General features: G+C 33.5%; 16 protein-coding genes. 6 read left to right on the top strand and 10 right to left on the bottom strand.

Annotation, left to right across the window (positions count from 1 at the left end; translation table 11 throughout):
• The first annotated feature begins 210 nt into the window (after window positions 1-210).
• The 6 genes from P0R33_RS01695 (at window position 211) to P0R33_RS01670 (ending at window position 6,062) form a co-directional block, all read left to right on the top strand.
• The gene (locus P0R33_RS01695) at window positions 211-1,134 is read left to right on the top strand and encodes a hypothetical protein (protein WP_276173870.1); all 924 of its coding nucleotides are present in this window, start codon (window positions 211-213) and stop codon (window positions 1,132-1,134) included.
• Between the two features lie 4 nt (window positions 1,135-1,138).
• Entirely contained in the window at window positions 1,139-3,118 is a 1,980-nt protein-coding gene (locus P0R33_RS01690) for a TonB-dependent receptor (protein WP_276173869.1), read from the top strand.
• 1 nt (window position 3,119) lies between these two features.
• Entirely contained in the window at window positions 3,120-3,497 is a 378-nt protein-coding gene (locus tag P0R33_RS01685) for a hypothetical protein (protein ID WP_276173867.1), read from the top strand.
• A gap of 209 nt (window positions 3,498-3,706) precedes the next feature.
• Window positions 3,707-4,573 (top strand): MbnP family protein, encoded by an 867-nt coding sequence (locus P0R33_RS01680; protein ID WP_276173866.1) that lies wholly within the window; start codon window positions 3,707-3,709, stop codon window positions 4,571-4,573.
• A 56-nt stretch (window positions 4,574-4,629) separates the two neighbouring features.
• Window positions 4,630-5,649, top strand: a complete 1,020-nt coding sequence (locus tag P0R33_RS01675) for a cytochrome c peroxidase (RefSeq protein WP_276173864.1) — start codon at window positions 4,630-4,632, stop codon at window positions 5,647-5,649.
• A gap of 170 nt (window positions 5,650-5,819) precedes the next feature.
• Window positions 5,820-6,062 (top strand): hypothetical protein, encoded by a 243-nt coding sequence (locus tag P0R33_RS01670; RefSeq protein WP_276173863.1) that lies wholly within the window; start codon window positions 5,820-5,822, stop codon window positions 6,060-6,062.
• A 46-nt stretch (window positions 6,063-6,108) separates the two neighbouring features.
• Here P0R33_RS01670 and P0R33_RS01665 read toward each other — a convergent pair whose 3' ends face one another.
• The 10 genes from P0R33_RS01665 to P0R33_RS01620 form a co-directional block, all read right to left on the bottom strand.
• Complete coding sequence (locus P0R33_RS01665) at window positions 6,109-6,312, bottom strand: hypothetical protein (RefSeq protein WP_276173862.1); 204 nt, start codon at window positions 6,310-6,312, stop codon at window positions 6,109-6,111.
• Between the two features lie 164 nt (window positions 6,313-6,476).
• Window positions 6,477-9,692, bottom strand: coding sequence for a TonB-dependent receptor (locus P0R33_RS01660; RefSeq protein WP_276173861.1), 3,216 nt, complete (start codon window positions 9,690-9,692; stop codon window positions 6,477-6,479).
• A 297-nt stretch (window positions 9,693-9,989) separates the two neighbouring features.
• Window positions 9,990-11,351 (bottom strand): HAMP domain-containing sensor histidine kinase, encoded by a 1,362-nt coding sequence (locus P0R33_RS01655; protein ID WP_276173859.1) that lies wholly within the window; start codon window positions 11,349-11,351, stop codon window positions 9,990-9,992.
• Window positions 11,341-12,033: a response regulator transcription factor gene (locus P0R33_RS01650; RefSeq protein ID WP_276173858.1), complete on the bottom strand. Its 693-nt coding sequence runs from the start codon at window positions 12,031-12,033 to the stop codon at window positions 11,341-11,343. The genes P0R33_RS01655 and P0R33_RS01650 overlap by 11 nt, the downstream gene beginning before the upstream one ends.
• Before the next feature lie 87 nt (window positions 12,034-12,120).
• Window positions 12,121-12,915 (bottom strand): polysaccharide deacetylase family protein, encoded by a 795-nt coding sequence (locus P0R33_RS01645; RefSeq protein ID WP_276173857.1) that lies wholly within the window; start codon window positions 12,913-12,915, stop codon window positions 12,121-12,123.
• Between the two features lie 116 nt (window positions 12,916-13,031).
• Window positions 13,032-14,606, bottom strand: coding sequence for a Na+/H+ antiporter (locus tag P0R33_RS01640; protein WP_276173855.1), 1,575 nt, complete (start codon window positions 14,604-14,606; stop codon window positions 13,032-13,034).
• Between the two features lie 143 nt (window positions 14,607-14,749).
• Window positions 14,750-15,520, bottom strand: a complete 771-nt coding sequence (locus P0R33_RS01635) for an alpha/beta hydrolase (protein ID WP_276173854.1) — start codon at window positions 15,518-15,520, stop codon at window positions 14,750-14,752.
• Between the two features lie 6 nt (window positions 15,521-15,526).
• Window positions 15,527-16,066, bottom strand: coding sequence for a hydrolase (locus tag P0R33_RS01630; protein WP_276173852.1), 540 nt, complete (start codon window positions 16,064-16,066; stop codon window positions 15,527-15,529).
• Window positions 16,067-16,152: 86 nt separating this feature from the next.
• Complete coding sequence (locus P0R33_RS01625; protein WP_276173850.1) at window positions 16,153-17,190, bottom strand: alpha/beta hydrolase; 1,038 nt, start codon at window positions 17,188-17,190, stop codon at window positions 16,153-16,155.
• Between the two features lie 25 nt (window positions 17,191-17,215).
• A complete protein-coding gene (locus P0R33_RS01620) occupies window positions 17,216-17,959 on the bottom strand; it encodes a hypothetical protein (protein WP_276173848.1) in 744 nt (247 codons plus the stop codon).
• Window positions 17,960-18,106 lie beyond the last annotated feature (147 nt).

Below are 18,106 nucleotides of genomic sequence, written 5' to 3'. Positions count from 1 at the left end.
TCAATGCTATATGCAATATAAATGTAATGTGTTTTCACTTCAAGAATTCGCTACGTTTATTTACGGCGTTAGTTTTATTTACATTTTTCCTTTATAGCCGAAACTGTTGATCTTATTCTTGTAAGTTCACGGCATTTGTCATGTTTTGATTTTCGAAACTTCATGGCATTCTGCTACAATTTAAACAGTTTTAAAAACATTCATTACAAAATGAAATCTTTTAATTTTCTAGTATTTGCATTACTTTTTGCAATTACTTCTTGTACCATTGACAAAACAGATTACGAAGCAGAAACTGGTTCTCAAGTTCCAGAATCTTATGAATTTAAAGAAGCAGTTTCACTTACTAGCGGTAATTACAAAATTACTATTGACGCTTTAAACGGGACATTCTATAAAGGTTATAATGAGCTTCATGTCAAAGTTTTGAATACACAAACAAATCAAATTTTAAATACTTCTGCTGTAACTTTTTTGCCAATAATTACGAATGCAGACGGAAGCAAAAGTTCTTGCCCGCATGAATATAAAATAGCTTACGATGCGACAAATAAATATTATGTTGGATATTCTGTTTTTACTGGCGAAAGCACAACTACAGCAAGTTGGAAACTATATATGAGTTTTACTGCTGATAATCAGAAATATGATATCAATAAAGATATTTCTGTTCAAAAACAAAGCAATAAAAACTTGAATATGACGGCATTTACAGGAAATGACGGCGAGCAGTATTTTATCGCTTTGGTTTCTCCTCAAAAACCAACGGTTTCTGAAAACAAATTGGTTGCGGGCATTTACAAATACAATAAACCAACGACTTCTGCGGGAACTTTTCCTGATCCGAGTCAATTTTCTTATTCAGAAGTAACTGGTTTTACCTTAAAATTAGATCCAAGAATGCCCGAACCTTCTATGGGAAATCACTCTTCGCCAAACAATAAAGATTTGGTACAAGAAAACGATGGTTTGTATCACGGTGTTGTCAATTATACGATGACGGGAAATTGGACGCTGAATTTAATTATGATGAATCAAAACGGATTGATTTTAAAAGGAACTGTGGTTCCAACCGATTTTACGCCTGGAATTGAAGGAGTTAAAAGTGAACTTTATATTGATACTTTATTCTAAAAACATGAAATATATTATAATGCTGCTTTTTTTGGGAATGTCTGTTAACGCTCAAAATCCGCACGCGCATCACGACAGCATCAAAAATTTAGAAGAAGTAACAGTAAAAAACGCCACTAAAAAGAAGATCGAAACAGAAATGAAAATGGCGGTTTCGGTTGATGAATTTTTATCTTCTTCAGATAATATAAGTTTTATAAAACGCGGAGCTTACGCTTGGGAACCTTTGCTAAATAATATGAGTACAGAACGTTCGACCGTTACAATTGACGGAATGCACGTTTTTGGCGCTTGTACCGATAAAATGGATCCGATTACTTCTTATGTAGAAAGCAATAATCTTTCGGCAATTGATATCAAATCAGGGCAAGAAGGAAGTCTTCACGGCGCAACTGTTGCGGGAAGTATTGATTTAAAAAGAAAAAGCACACCATTTAGCGCTCAAAGAAAATGGAACGGAGCCTATCAAAGCGGATTCGAATTCAACAACAAACAGTTTTTCAATCTTGGAAATGTCTCCTATTCAAGCAATAAATTTGTAGCCGACGGAAGTATTTCGTACCGAAAAGCAGACAATTATTATGACGGAAATGATAACGAAGTAAAACATTCACAATATAAAAAGTTCAATACTTCGATTGGTTTGGCGTATAAAACAAGCGAATTATCTGCCGTAAGAGTCGATGCGATTTTTGATATGGCTAAAGATGTTGGTTTTCCGGCGCTTCCAATGGATTTATCACTTTCTAGAGCGCTGATAACTTCGGCTGCTTACAAACAATTATTTGAAAATGGTTTGGTAAAAGTGATTGATACGAAAATCTATTTTAATGCCATTGAGCATTATATGGATGATACGACGCGTCCTGAAAATCTGGTTCATATGGATATGCCAGGTTGGAGCACTACGTATGGTTTGGTGTCTAAAGCAAATTTGAAAAAAGATAATTATGCGGCTGAAATTCAATTGAATGCGTACGATAATTTGTCTATTGCAGAAATGCGAATGTATCCGCAAGATCGAAGCAAAAGAACGATGTTTGCCTACAGCTGGCCTTGGGTAACAACACGTTACGCGGGACTTTCGATGAATAATTCTTGGGACATTTCAGATAAAAGTCAGGTGAATTTGGGCGGTTCTTTGGGCGTGAATTACAATTACTCAAAATATGTAGAATTCAACTGGATTTTTCATCCAGGAGCGCCACAGGAAAAAACGAGATTTTTACCAAATCTTCATGCGGGTTATCAATTAAATATTGACCAGTTTGATTTTTCTGTTGGAGCGGGTTACGGTCACAGAGCGCCTTCTGTTTCTGAAGGTTACGGATATTACATTTACAATAGTTTTGACCGTTACGATTATATCGGAGATCCAAATTTGAAAAATGAAATTTCATACGAAGGAAATGCAAGCGCGGGTTTTAAAAACGAGAAATTCAGTCTTCAAGGAAAAGTAAATTATTTCTATATCCAGAATTATATTATTGGAAGAATTTTGAGTATGGGAAGTCCGATGAATTATCAATCGGTTGGTGTAAAAGGTTATACTTCATTAGATTATGCGACACTTTTAAATTTTTCTGTGAATGCAGGTTACGATATTTTAGAACATTTGCATTGGAAAGGAACCTTAATGTATGCGCGCGGAATGGATAATTTAGGTGGAAATTTACCTTTTATACGTCCGTTGAGTTACCAGACTTCGCTACATTTTATGCATAAAAATTTAGGAATCCAAACTTCTGTAAATGGCGATTTTGAACAAATTAATTACAGTCCAGAATATGGGGAGGATTTAACTTCGGCGTATACGATTTGGAATCTTTCTGCTGATTATTCTTTTAAAATCAATAAAGTAAAAACGACGGTTCAAGTTGGTGCAGAAAATTTATTAAATGAATATTACAGCACTTATGCCGATTGGGGAAATATTTCGAGAATGGGACGTAACATTTTTACTTCTTTAAAATTCACTTTATAAAATGAAAAAAGTTTTTAGTTTCACAATGACGATTTTGTTCTTGTTGGTTTCGTTCCAACAGGCACTTATTGTTGTGCACTTTAAACTGAATCAGCAAGATATAGAAAAAGAATTCTGCGAAAATAAAGCTAAACCAGAATTACAATGCCATGGAAAATGTCATTTAAAGAAAGAATTAGAAAAGTCTGAAAAGAACGATTTGGAGTTAAATAGTATTTTCAAAAAAATAGATATCCTTCAGAATCAGAATTTTGATTTTCCAGTTCACATTCTAAAAATGATAAATAATAAAGTATTGATTTATAAAGAATTTGGTCATTTTGAACCTTATTTAGAAATTTTTGTTCCGCCGCCTATTTTATTTTTTGCTAAACGTTGAAAAATATTTAACACATAGAAACATAGGTTTGAATGCTTGGAAAAAGGCGTTTCACTTGCATTAACAAACATAGCTATGTGTTAGAAACTAGTTTCTTTTTAAAATCTTATTTATTAATTATTTTAAATAAAATCTATGTTTCTATGTGTTGAAAAAATGTTATACATCAATTTTAAAAAATAGAAATACAAAAATTTAAATATCACAAAATGCAAAATTTTAAAAAATACCTATTATTATCAGTTGCCGCATTGGCTTTCGTATCATGTTCAAGTGATGATGATAATCCAGTTGCGAACAATGTAACGCTAGAATTTACGAATACATTTAAAAGTAACACGATTGTTCTTGGAAATGCAACATCAACTTCTGCAACTGCAAATACTTCGGCGGCTGGGCAAATTCATCATTTTTCAGAATTGAAATACGTGATCAGTAATATTCGTTTGGTGAAAGATAATGGAACTGAAGTTCCTTACAACGTAAATGATTTAGACAAAGGCGCAACTGTAATTGACCAATCTAAAACATCTTCTTTGAGCTACGTTTTAAGCAATATTCCGTCTGCCACTTACAAGCAGATTAAATTTGGGTTGGGAATCAAACCAGAACAAAACACTCTAGATCAAGTACGTTTTCCAAATTTCTATGCAGCTGCAGGGGCAAACGACACGCAAATGATGTGGGAATGGGGAAGTGGCTACCGTTTTACAAAAGTAGAAGGATTTTATGATACGGATAATAAAACGATGTCAATTCATACCGGAAGTACGGTTGAAGGAACTGCTCCAAACTACACACAAGGTGTAAATGCCTATAGAGATATTACGTTGAACTTAACTACAAATGCGATTGTGGGAAGCAAAGCGCCAAAAATTAAAATTAAAGCTGATTTTGATAAATTATTGAGCGGAAAAATCAACACGATTACTTTGTCTACAGGAACAGGAATGAATGATAATGCAACTCCGAACGTTCATACTGCGGCACAAATGGTAAAATTTGTGGACAATTTAGGAGGAAATGGTTCAAGCGATATTAGCGGAATGTTTTCTGTTAGTAGTGTAGAAAACTAAAATATTTCAGAGCCGTCTGAGAATAAAATCAGACGGCTTTTTAAAATTCATTTAAAATGAAAAAAATATTTGTTTTTATATCAATGCTTTCATTATTAACGTCTTGTAATAATGACGATGCTGACATGATTGCTATTGATAATCCTGAAATTGCTTTAAATATTCCATCGGGTTTTCCAGAAATAAATAGTTTTGCGAGTTTGAATAAACCAACACAATACGGTGTAGAATTAGGTGAAAAACTTTTTTCTGATAAAAGATTCAGTGCAGATAATACGATTTCATGCGCAAGCTGTCATATTCAGGCAAATGCTTTTTCTGATGATAAGCCGCAAGCAATTGGAATTCAGGGCAGAGTAGGACTTCGTAATGCGCCATCGCTTCAGAATTTATTATTTCTAAAATTTTACAATTGGGATGGAAGCAAACTGCAATTGGAAACCCAACCGTTAGTTCCGATTATAACGCATGAAGAAATGGATTCTTCCATTTTAGAAGTTATCGGTAAAATTAAGGACGATTCGGATTATAAAGTTTTATTTAGAAAAGCTTATGGCGATGGAGAAATTACACCAGAAAGAATCTATAAAAGTATTGCGCAATTTGAATATACTTTAATTTCTTCCAACAGTAAATATGATAAAGTAAAACGAAATGAAGGCGAAACTTTTACAGAAAGCGAATTAGAAGGCTATAAAACCTTTCAGCAGAAATGTGCCAGTTGTCATTCGGGAGAATTATTTACGGATCAGAGTTTTAGAAATATCGGCTTTCCTTTAAATAAAGATACAAACGAAGCTGGACGCGGACGCGTTACGGGAATTGCTTCAGATTTTATGAGTTTTCGTGTTCCAAGTTTGAGAAATATTGAATATACAGCTCCTTATGGTAGTTTTGGACAGTTTTCTGATTTAAAATCAGTTCTGGATTATTTTGATAAGGGAGTTTTAGATGCAGATAATTTAGATCCGATTTTTAAGAATAATGGTAAGAGAATTCCGTTGTCTGAGTTGGAAAAAAACAATCTAATTGCCTTTATGAAAACGTTGAGTGATAAACAGTTTGTTGGAAAGTAATTTGCTAAGCCCTTATTTTACAGCATTTTTAGCTCTTTTTAATAAGAATAAAATGTTTATAAGGTGTTGATAAATAGTGGGTTGTGACCTGTGTTAAAAAAAAGTTTTGATTGATTAATTGTTTTAAATTTATAATTAAATGATAGTTAATTAATTAAAAGAATTTGCATATGGGAAGAGCTATAAAACTACAGGTTCGTAAAGAATTAGATGGCAAACAGCAATTTAATTTAATTAAGTTGAAAGGCAGTTTAATTACTAAAGGATATACCGAAATTATACACATCAGTGATAAGGATGAAGAATTTCATATCAACTCTTTCGAAACCGAAGCAAAAAATGAAGTAAGAGAATTTATTCTCGATTTTATCGTCAAAGAAAATTTGAGTAATACCATAAGCGTTCTAGTGTAATAGCTTTTTAAATAAGATATTACACAGAATTCGCTTGTATTACAATTTATACAGCTGTAGAAATAGTTGTATTTTCGTCTAAATAATTGTTCTGTTCTTGGAATGTATTATTTGGTTTTTCATCCCAATCTCCCCAATCTCCTACGTAAGTTTTACGAAATATTAATTCGTTATTATCTCCTGCACAAACGCTTAAACGATTGTTGCACACAACTTTATTTTCGCTTTTATTTATTTGTAGATTTTTCATGGCGTTTGTATTTAAGATTTTTCAAATTTACAAATACCTGAATTCTAAAATGTTATATCTGAAATCTGTTTTGTTGTCAAATTCACACCTTACTTAAATAAAAATCTCCCAGTTTCTAAGCATTGAAACTGGGAGATAGTGAAAAAAAATAAACACAAACTTTTTTAGAATGAATATCTAACTCCAAATTGTCCTTGAAATCTAGACGCTAACTGATCTACAGTATAAGGTGTTGAAGTAGGTTTTTGGAACGTATAAGTTGGATCTCCTGTAGCAACTCCGCCAAGGTTTCCTGATTTTGTTAAACCAATATTTGCTGTTGAATTGTACGTGTTTGGAACGAAATAACTTCTTCCCCAATCTTTGTTGATTAAGTTTCCAACGTTTGCCACGCTAAATGAAATTTGGAAAGTTCCGACTTTAGTAACCTGAATTTCATCCATCAATTTCAAATCAGCTTGAATGTTCCAAGGTGTTGTATCGCCATTTCTTTGCGTGAAAGTTCCTCTTCTACTTTTTAAATAATCATTTCCATTAATAAAAGCTTCGTAATCTGCTACTTGCTGTGCAGCCGTTGCAGATGGAACTCCTGCTGAATTTACTCCGATATATTTTGCAGCTTCTGCAGCATCTTTAAAGATGTAAGCCAATCCTGCTGCTTGTCCAGTTCCTGCAATTGTTGAATTTACAAATCCCCAAGAAAATGGATTTCCTGATTGTGCATTAAAATAAACATTAGCTGATAATGTATTGTTTGATGCTAATTTTACTCCATATCCAACATTAGAAACAATTCTGTGTTTAATGTTAAAGTTAGAAGTTGCCAATTGCGGATTATTTGGTGTCAACGATTGATTCATTTGGAAGTTACTTTCCATAGAATTACGAATTCCGTTTGTAATATCGCGAGAATTACCATAAGTATATGCCACCATAAAGTTAAAACCGAAATCGTAAGTTTTAGAAATCATTTCTGTTATGCTGTAACGGTAACCTTTATCAGTGTTTGATAACAAATATGCATTTGAGAAAGCAGAATTTATGTTTGCTGCATAAATTGGCATTTCATGTTTAGTATCATAAGAAAAATAAGTTGGATTATCCGTTTTATTTACTTGTTGAAATTCTAAATCGCGAATTACTTTTGTGTAAATACCTTCAACAGTAAATTTATAACCATCAATAGTTTTATCAAAAGCCAATGAATTTCTTAAAACAGCTGGCATTTTAAATTTATTGTCTACTAAATCGGCTTGTACTTTTGGAGTTGCATCATGATATCCGTTAAGTCCGCCTGTTGCCAAAGGATCTCCCGCAGCCGCAACTTGAGCAGCTGTAAGGTTGTTTTTATCGTAACTTCCGTAACCAACACCATCATTATAATAGGCATAGCCTAACCAAGCAAACGGAATTCTTCCTGTAAATACTCCAGAACCTCCGCGAATTACAAATGTTTTATCTTCATCAACATTATAAGTAAAACCAATTCTTGGAGAAACTAAAGCCGTACTGAAGAAATTATTTTTAATTTGGCTTAAAGGCGTGTATGTATAAGTTGTTCCGTAGTTTGGATCAGCTGGAGAATTTTGAACTTGCGGACTTAATTTCGGTTTGTTTGGAATGTCTGTATAATCTACACGAACACCAGGCGTTACTTTTAATCTGCTTCCAACTCTAATTTCGTCTTGAGCATAAACACTGTAAAGATTTACTTTGAATTTTGCATAAGGATTATCAAAGATTTCATCTCTTGTAGAACCGTCAAACGGATAAGTTCCACGAACACGAGTAGGAAGTTTATTGTAGAAATCTGCAAGAGACTTGTAGGAAACTCTTCCGTTTAAAGCATTTACAAATCCGTAATTAATGTCGTAAAATTCGTTGTGCGTACCAAATAATAAAGTATGATTTCCTGTTTTGTAAGTAAGGTTATCTGTAAGTTCGGCTGTATTTTGTTTCATGTTGAAAACAGTCGCTTCACGATCATTTCCTAAGAAAATTGTTCCTCCATTGTATCCAATTTCTGTTTGAGGGAACATAATATTGTTCGATTTAGGATCACGATAATCTTTAATAGCAGAATAACTAGCAATAAAAGAGTTCGACCATTGACTGTTAAAATGACTTTTAAGCTCTAAAACCGTACTAATAGATTGGTTTTTTTGTGTAAAATCCATTCCTGAGAAACGGAAGTTTGCGGCATCTCGCTCTAAGTTTGTTGCTTGAGAAACTACCGTATTGTTTCGTAAAGAGATCGAATGTTTATCGTTAATTTTCCAATCTAATTTATTGAAGAATTTCTGGCTTTTTGCGAAGTTGTTATAAGAACCATAAGTTCCTGGATCAAATCCGTAGTTTGTTTTTACGAAGTTCGAAATTTGTTCAGCAGTTGCATTATCAACCAAAGAAGTCAATTTTCCGTTGGCATCTGTTTGTCCAGCATTGTAGAAAATTGGATCTGTTCTTTCAGCATATTCCATATTCGTAAAAAAGAATAATTTATCTTTTACAATTGGCAAACCTAATCTAAATCCGATTTGGTAATCTCCAAACGCTTTAGGCATTTTAGAACCGTCACCAGCATTGTTCGGACCTGTAAGTGTGGCACTTCTACCGTAAGAATAAATAGATCCGCTTACAGTATTTGTTCCGCTTCTTGTTACGGCATTCACGCTTCCTCCCAAAAAGTTTCCTAATTTAATATCGTAAGGAGCAATGTAAACCTGAATATCTTGAATGGCATCTAAACTGATTGAGTTAGAACGCGTACTGCTTCCTGGCATTCCAGAAGTTCCCGATTGACCTCCTAAAGACGGACTAAAACCAATCGCATCGTTATTAATAGAACCGTCAATAGTGACGTTGTTGTATCTAAAGTTTGTTCCAGCAAAAGAGTTGTTCGAACTCTGCGGAACCAATTTAGTAACATCTTGAATTCCGCGGTTTATTAATGGAAGTCCGTTTACTTGTTTTTCGTTGATGTTTGTACCATTATTTTTAGAAGAAGGTTTAGAACTTGTAATTACAACTTCTTCCAAAACATTATTATCTGCTTTTCCAACTACAATTGTTGGCAAATCATTGTCGCCAAGCGCTAAATGAATTTGAGCATTTGAATAATCTTTGGTGTCTTTACTTTTAATTTCTAATTCGTAAGGACCGCCGGCATTTAAATTTTCGAAACTGAATCGACCTTGTTTGTCTGTAGTTGCTCTGTAAACAGCATTTGTAGGTAAATGAGTTAGAGTAACTTCGGCATCGATAACTGCAGTTGTTCCATCGTTGACTTTAGCAGACAAAGAAGAAGTAGTAATCTGAGCAAAAATACTTCCTGCAGTAAGAAGCATTAAAGCCGTGAATAAGAGTTTTAGTTTTGTCATGTTATTTTAGTTATTATTTTCGACAAAGAAACTCTCTTTACTTGTTTTCGATTTAAGGCTTTTGTTAACGAAAAATCAAAAAAAATGACAATGTTAATTTATGATAATGGATAGGTTATTTTATAAATAAGTCTGTAAGTCTTTAAAATCAAGACTTTGCTGAAAATCCCAGAAATAAAGGGATTAGAGGTAGATTTAAACCAGATTAGAGATAGATTAGAGTGTTACGAGAATGTTACCAACTAGAGAAATCGTCATTTTTGAAATTTAAATTAACGCTATTTTATTCTACTTTTTCTAAGGAAATAAAAGTGAAAAACTAGTTCCTTTTTCTAGCTCAGAATCGACCGTTAAAGTAATATGATGGCGTTTTAAAATTTCCATAGTTATAAAAAGTCCTAAACCTTGACCTTTTATATGACGCGTACGATCACTTCTAAAAAAGAGATCAAAAATAGATTCTTTGTCTTTTTCTGCAATTCCAGAACCTTGATCGATAATTTTTATTAAAAGTTTTTTATCTTTTTCTAAAGCAAAAATACTTACAGGCGCAGGAAAAGAAAACTTTATAGCATTATCTACAATATTATATAGCGCCGTAAAAAGCATATGTTTATTGGCTTGAACAGAAAGTAATTCTTCATTTTGAATGGCTTCCAAATTAAGAGATACTTTAGATTCGGGATATTCAATTGCCTTTTTTTCAAGAACATTCCATAAAATTTCATCAATTCTTATGTTTTCCATTTGGTCAGGTTCGCCAACTTGCAATCCAGATAAAACTAAAAGTCCGTCTAAAATAGATTTTAAATGGAAAGTATCTTTTCGAAGCGATTTTAAAACTTCTTCATATTGCTCGTTAGTTCTGGGTTGTTGCAACGAAACATCAATATCTCCAATAATAATAGTAAGCGGCGTTTTTAGTTCGTGTGAGGCATTTTTCAGGAAATTATTCTGAATCGTAATACCGCTTTCCAGTCTTTCTAAAAGATAATTAAAAGTCGTAATAAGTTCTCGAACTTCATCTTTTCCGCTTGTTGGCATTTCGAGTCTAGAATGCAGATTTTCTGTCGTAATCGTGTTTACTTTTGCAATAACATCTTCAAAAGGCCTAAAAGTTTGTTTTGCTAAATATCTTCCAATAAAGAAATTAAGCGGAATTACAAATAAATACGAAAGAATAAAAATTAAACCAAGAACATCTAATTGTTGGTCGCCAACGGTATCAATTCCAGAAACGACAATAATAAAATCGCCCTGATTATCTTTATAAAATAAACCTGTAAATTGTCTCTCTTCTTTTGTAAAATGTAAAATTCTGTTTTTAGAAATGGCTTTTAATTCTAGATCATTTAGTTGAATATCAAGTCCATCATGCAGATAAAGTTCTTTTGTTTTAGCATTGTAAATTCTGATAGATTGGTTGGTGATTTTCTTATATTCAATTTCTATAGTTTGGTAACGCGAACTGTCATTTTTAGTGATTTCATCTTTTTCAAAATAAAAAAAAGCCGTTATTAAAGCACTGTCTTCGAGTCTTTCATAATAAAGTTCCTGTCTATGTTTTTTAAAAAGCAAAAAAGAACCAGCCAGCACAAGTCCAACTATAAAAGCAAAAAGCAATGTCGAATTGACGGATAATTTGGTTTTAAGATTCATTGATCTTGTTTTTGAGCATATATCCAGTTCCTTTTATAGTATGAATAAGCGGAGTAGGGAAGTTCTTGTCTATTTTATTTCGTAGATAATTAATGTAAACATCAACGGTATTGGTATTCATATCAAGATCCAGATTCCAAACGGCTTCCGCAATTGCAATTCTAGAAAGTGCTTTTTCACGGTTTTTCATGAAAAAAATCAGCAATTTTAATTCTCTAGAAGAAAGATTAAGTTCTTTTCCGTCTCTCGTGGCGCTTTGTTCTTTCATATTAATTTCAATTCCAGCATACGATTGAAAATCTAAAATTCCGCTGCTAAATTCAGAACGACGAAGCTGCGCGTTTATTCGAGCCAAAAGTTCTTCAAACATGAAAGGTTTTGCCAAATAATCGTCGGCTCCAGCCTGAAGTCCTTTTACTTTTTCGTGAGGTGTGTCTAAAGCGCTAAGAATAAGTATAGGTACAATTATTTTTCTGCCTCTTAAGATTTCGCAGACTTCAAAACCAGTTAAATCAGGAAGCATAATATCGAGTATAATAATATCATACTGATTTTCCATTACTTCATTAATGGCGTCAAAACCTTTATTGATATTTTTAACCTGATAAAGTTGTTCTTCAAGTCCTCTAATAATAAAAGAAGCTACTCTCGGATCGTCTTCAACTAATAATACTTTATTCATAGCAGTAATTGCAAATAGATGGACTAAAAGTAATTCTCTAAATTCAAATCAGAATACTTTTTTGTCATTTTTTGAAATAAAAGGAAATTACAATTTAGAAAGATCGTCAATGGTATAAAATTTCAACCCTTTTTCTTTGGTATATTTGCAAAGTTCTTCTAAAGCATAAAGAGGCGTTTCGATTTTTTCGTCTGCATTTTCAACCGTTTTATGACCGTAAAAAATCACGATTTTATCATGCGCTTTGGCATAATCCAATAAAGTTTTATAATACGGAATATTAAATTGTTTGTAATCGTCATCAATTCCTAATCCATAAACTAAGCGATTTCCTTCGTAATAACAATATTGTTGTGGAGCAGGAATTTCATCATAAGTTGTGCCTCGAATAATATCAAAATGTTTCAATAATTCTTTGTCTAATTCGGCATCGCGTGCGCCATCAGGATACGCAAAAGAATGAATGTTGAAACCGTCTTTTTTCATTTCAGCTTTCAAAGGAATTATATCATCTTCTATATATTTCTGTATTCCAAATTCTTTTGAATATTTCAATGCATTCAAATGATTATAACCATGACCTGCAATATCATGTCCCATATCTTGCAAATAATGTAATTTGTCTTTTTGATCTCTGGTCAAACTTCCGTACCAGCAAACAAAAAAGGTTGCTTTCCAACCTAGCGGATGTAATAGTTTTTCAGCGTTGTACCAATCGTCAATATAATCGTCGTCAAAAGTAAAAACAACTCCTGGTGGATAAGATTTTTTTACTGGTTTTAAAGGAGTTTTTTCTTCAGAGTACATCTTAAAAACCACAACTAATGCAATAACAGCTACAAGTAAAATTGCTGCTATTTTTTTAGAAAATAAATTCTTCATAAAGAGAAAATTAAGTTAGTTCTCAACTATAAATTCGATACAATTTTATCCTTTTTCATTTTCCGTTTTCGTACGTATAAAGATATTTCTTTTTAAATGAATTTTAGATGAATGTTTTAAAAATGAATCAGTTTTTCTTCTTCAAGATCCAGATAATACATTTGTTTTCTAATAACAGATTCGTCTATATTTTGATCTTCTTTATTTCGGTTAATCAGCCATTGCCTTTGCTGATTTAGCAAATCGAGATAAATTGCTTTTAGTTCATTTCCAATTGACTCGTCCTCAATTCCTTTGCTATGCTGTTCCCATTTTAGAATTAGTTGCTGTAGAGAAGCGTTACTTTCTAACTGATCATTGTAAGTAGTTTTTAAATAATGTAAAGCGTGCGCTGCCAAATCTCTTTTTAAAATGACAGCAGCTTCTTCTGGAGAAACGGGATCGTAAATATTATCTAATTTTATTTTTTTAATGAAATACGGAAGCGTTAAACCTTGAATCAGTAAAGTCAAAAGAATCACAATAAAGGTGATGAATAAAATAAGGTTTCGCTGAGGAAAACCGTTTCCATTATCCAAATAAACAGGAATTGATAGTGCCGCAGCTAACGAAACAACGCCTCGCATTCCTGTCCAGCCTAAAATGAAAGGAGTTTTGTACCCAGGATGTCTTCGGTCGGCAACGGTAATAAAATTACGGGCAATTAGCGTTACAATTACAGCGCCATAAGCCGATAATATTCTGCTAACTATTAAAACAAATGTAATTAAAACGCCATATCCGATTGCGGTAGAAAGACTAACCCCTTCAAGTCCAGAAGTAATTTGAGGAAGATCTAAACCAATTAGCATAAAAACCAAGCCGTTTAAGATAAAAGATAGGCTTTCCCACACATTTACGCCTTGTATTCTCGATTTACTGCTCAGAAATCGATGTCTGTTATTAGATAAAAGCAGTCCGCCGCTCACCACCGCTAAAACGCCAGAACTGTGAACTTCTTCAGCTATAAGATACATTATATAAGGAGCAAGAAGCGTTAACACGATATCGACATTGGCATTTGTTGGCAGATATTTATGCGCTTTCATGAAAATCCAGCCGATTAATAAACCAATTCCGACTCCGCCAAATATCATCCAGCTGAAACTAATTGCCGCTTTGTAAAAAATAAATTGCTCGGTCGCTACAGCAATCATAGCAAATCTGAAAATGATTAAAGAAGAAGCATCATTCAGTAAACTTTCTCCCTCTAAAATAGACGACATAGTTTTTGGAACTTTAACAAATTTTAAAATCGCGCCAGCACTTACAGCATCTGGAGGAGAGACAATTCCGCCCAATAAAAAGCCCAAAGCAAGAGAAAATCCTGGAATAAAATAATTGGCTACTAAAGCAACAGAAAGTGCCGAAAGAAAAACAACTATAAAAGCAAAACTGGTAATAATGCGTCTCCAGCGCCATAATTCTTTCCAAGAAACTGCCCACGCAGCTTCGTATAATAAGGGAGGCAGAAATATAAAAAAGATAAGATCGGGCTCGATTTGTATCACGGGAACTTTCGGAATAAAACTAATCGCTAATCCAGCTAAAACCAATAATACAGGATAAGCTACTTTTATTTTATCAGCTAACATAATTAGCAATAAAATGACTAAAATAATAGCTAAATAGAAAGGAAAGTTTTCGAGCATTCTTTATTTTTTAATTTAAAAGTCAACAATATTTTAACCTTATATAGGTATTTCTTTGTTCAAATTTATCAATTTCAGTTGAATATGCTCAAAAAAAATGCTAACCTATTTAGATTAGCACTATCGGGATTATTTTTTTTAATTTATAAGGCTTCGTACCAACTTAAAATATAGTCCGCAACACTTTCCCATCCAGGTTCTCCACAAATAAAATGACTTTTGCCGTCAAATATTTTTAGATCTACACGTCCAGCATTGTCTCTATATTTTTTAGCAATTGTTTGAGTTAGGTTGGGAGGAAAGATATGATCGTTACCGCCGCCGATAAAAAGAATGGGCTGATGTGGCTTTTTGAAATTGATATTTGAAAAAGAATTTAAAACCAATTCTCTACTGACTTTATAACTTTCTGGGACTGCATACTTTTCAAAAGCAATTTTTCTCTGCGTTTCTGGAATCGTATTAAAAAAAGCATAATCATACCAATCGCGACTTCCCATAAAATATTTTTTGGAAGAGAAGAAACCAAAAGCAGGCAATACCGTTTTTAACGTTTGAAATGGCGGAAAGACGTTTTTAGGAGGTGCACCATCAATACTAACTCCTGCGGCAGCTTTTCCTAATTCGACTAACTTTAAGGCAGCCATTCCAGCCATAGAATGACCAATAACTAAAGGTTTTTCTGGTAATGAATCTATTAATCTGCTAATATTATTTACCACATCTATAAAACCGGTTTTAGTCAAATCTGGATGAACTTTTGTTCTCAATTCAGCAGGATTTCCTTCGTGTCCGGGGTTTGCAGGCGTGTAAACAGTATAACCCTTATTTTCATAATGCTGTTTCCATTCTGCCCACGTATTGTCGTTGACGAAGTTTCCATGAATAAGCACAATATTTTTTGATTTTGACATGATTTTTTATTTGATTAAAGTTAGAATTTCTTTAAAAATTTCTCGTCTGGAGTCTCTAACAAGTTCATAAAGACACATTTCAAGAGTTGTTATTCCTATTCCTTTATGTTGAAGTTTTTGCACGGCAATATCAATACTTTCTTTTGTTCTTGAAGAAATGCAATCTGCCACAATTTCTACTTCAAAATTATGTTCTAAAAATCCCATAGCAGTTTGATACACACAAATATGTGCTTCTATGCCACATATTAGCCACTGTGTTTTACCAGAATCAATAATCGCTTTCTGAAAAGTTTCATTAGCAAATGCATTAAAACTATATTTTTCAATTGGTTTTTGATGAGCTAATAATCTATCTAATTGCGGAATCGTTGCTCCAAGTCCTTTCGGATTTTGCTCTGCCCAAATTATCGGAATTGAAAGTATTTGACAACCACGAATTAATTTTTCTAGATTTAAGGCTAATTTTTCGCTTTCGTTTACAATTTGAGCCAGTTTTCCTTGAACGTCAATTAAAATTAATCCGGTGTTTTCTTGCTTTAGCATAACTTCAATTATTTGAAATTAAATTTACGGATTTATTTTGTAAAGTGTTTATTTTTAGTTTGTTATGATTTTTTTTGCACAATGATTTACTTCAAATATTTTTTAAGTTCTGCGGCAGCTTGAAGAAATAAAGCTTTCGTTTGCGGAATTTCTGCCAGACCATTTAACAAACCAAAATCGTGAATTACGTCATTGTAACGGACCGTTGTAACAACAACTCCTGCATCGCTTAATTTACGTCCGTAAGCTTCTCCTTCATCTCTTAAAATGTCATTTTCAGCGACTTGAATTAAAGTTGGTGGCAAACCTTTTAGTTGTGCTAAACTGGCTTGCAATGGCGAAGCATAGATTTCTTTTCTTTTTGAAGGATCAACATATTGATTCCACATCCATTGCATTAAAGTATCGGTTAAAAAGCGTTGTTTGCCATATTGTTTATACGATTCTGTTTCAAAATTGGCATCGGTTACTGGCCAGAAAAGAATTTGAACTTTGTATAAAGGAGTTCCTTTTTCTTTCGCCATCAGAGCGCTTGCTGTAGCAAGGTTTCCGCCAGCACTATTTCCAACAATTCCTAATTTACTTCCATCAACATTAATTTCGCTTCCGTGCGCTGCAATCCATTTTGCTGCTGCGTACACTTCATTTACAGGCTGCGGATATTTTGTTTCTGGCGCTAAAGAATAATTGACAAAAACGCCAACATAGCCAGTAAGAACAGTCAAATCGCGAACCATTCTTTTATGTGTCGGATAATCGCCTAAAACCCAGCCGCCGCCGTGAATGAACATAAAAACAGGAAGTTTACCTTTTGCACCCGCAGGACGAACTATATTAAGTTTGATTTTGTAACCGTCTGATGTAATTTCTTTTTCCGATTCTTCAATTCCAGATAAATCTACTTTAAAAGCATTTTGCGCACCAACCAAAACATTACGCGCATCTGGAACTGGAAGAGATTCTAACGGTGCGCCACCAGCATTTAAAGGTTTTAAAAAGGCTTTTACGGCTGGCGTTAAATGCGGATCTGAAGCATAATCTGTTTGGGCATAACTTTTCATAGTCATATTGGTTAAAATTATATATGGAATTACGATCATTTTTAAAAAGCTTGATATTTTCATGATGTTTAAAACTTAGATTAATTTTTTATTTTACAGCATAAGGCAATGAAAGATTACCGCTGGCAACGGTATATACTTTGTAAACGCCAAGCATTGGTTTAGAACCCTCAGAATCGTGAGAACCGCCAGCGCCCGTGCTAACTTCCATGTAACAGCTTACAGCATCGAATTTGAAATTGGTTTTGTTGTTGATTCTAAAATCTGGTACAATAACTTTTATCGAATTTCCTTTTGCCACAATATGAAAACCCGGACTGTCCATATACATTGCCATTCCAGGATTTGTTGGCGGTAAAACTACATTTGGATCACCTTTTGTAAATTCTTTTACCGAAAGCCCGCCGGCAACGCGTTTGTCTTCAACAAGTAAAACCCAATGCGCATGCCAGATTAGTCCGTCATTAAGATAATTTCCGTCTAGATTTTCATCCCAAAGCGGTGTATCTTCAAAATCAGGATGAGACGTAAGAGCAAGCGCCACAATCCCTTCGGCTTGACCGAAACCAATATCAGAGGATTTTAAAGTAGTCGGAAAGACATAAGCCAAAACCGGCGCACCGTTTAGTTGTCCGACAGGTTTAGGCATTGTTTTTCCTGCAGTTCCTTCTACTTTAATATCCCAAACGGTAAGACCTAAATCTGCTTTGTGGGTAATTGTGGCCGATTTAATTTTAAAATCTTCATTGTTATAAGTACTGCATTTATCACAAGCTTTTGCAGTGCCATAATTAACAAATAGAATGATTAATAGCAATATTGATTTTTTCATAATAAATGGTTTTGAGTGTTAATTTGCTCAAGAAACCAATTTATATGCCATGTCAATAAAATGCCTATTAATAGCTATTTAGCGCTTTTTCAGAAGAATAAATGCGCTATATTTCGCTAAACGGATTTAGATTAGTGAGATTTCGCT

The sequence above is a fragment of the Flavobacterium sp. YJ01 genome, from assembly GCF_029320955.1.
Classification (GTDB): Bacteria; Bacteroidota; Bacteroidia; order Flavobacteriales; family Flavobacteriaceae; genus Flavobacterium.
The sequence above is the reverse complement of the archived record's forward strand: the minus strand, read 5'-3'. Positions and strand labels throughout refer to the sequence as shown.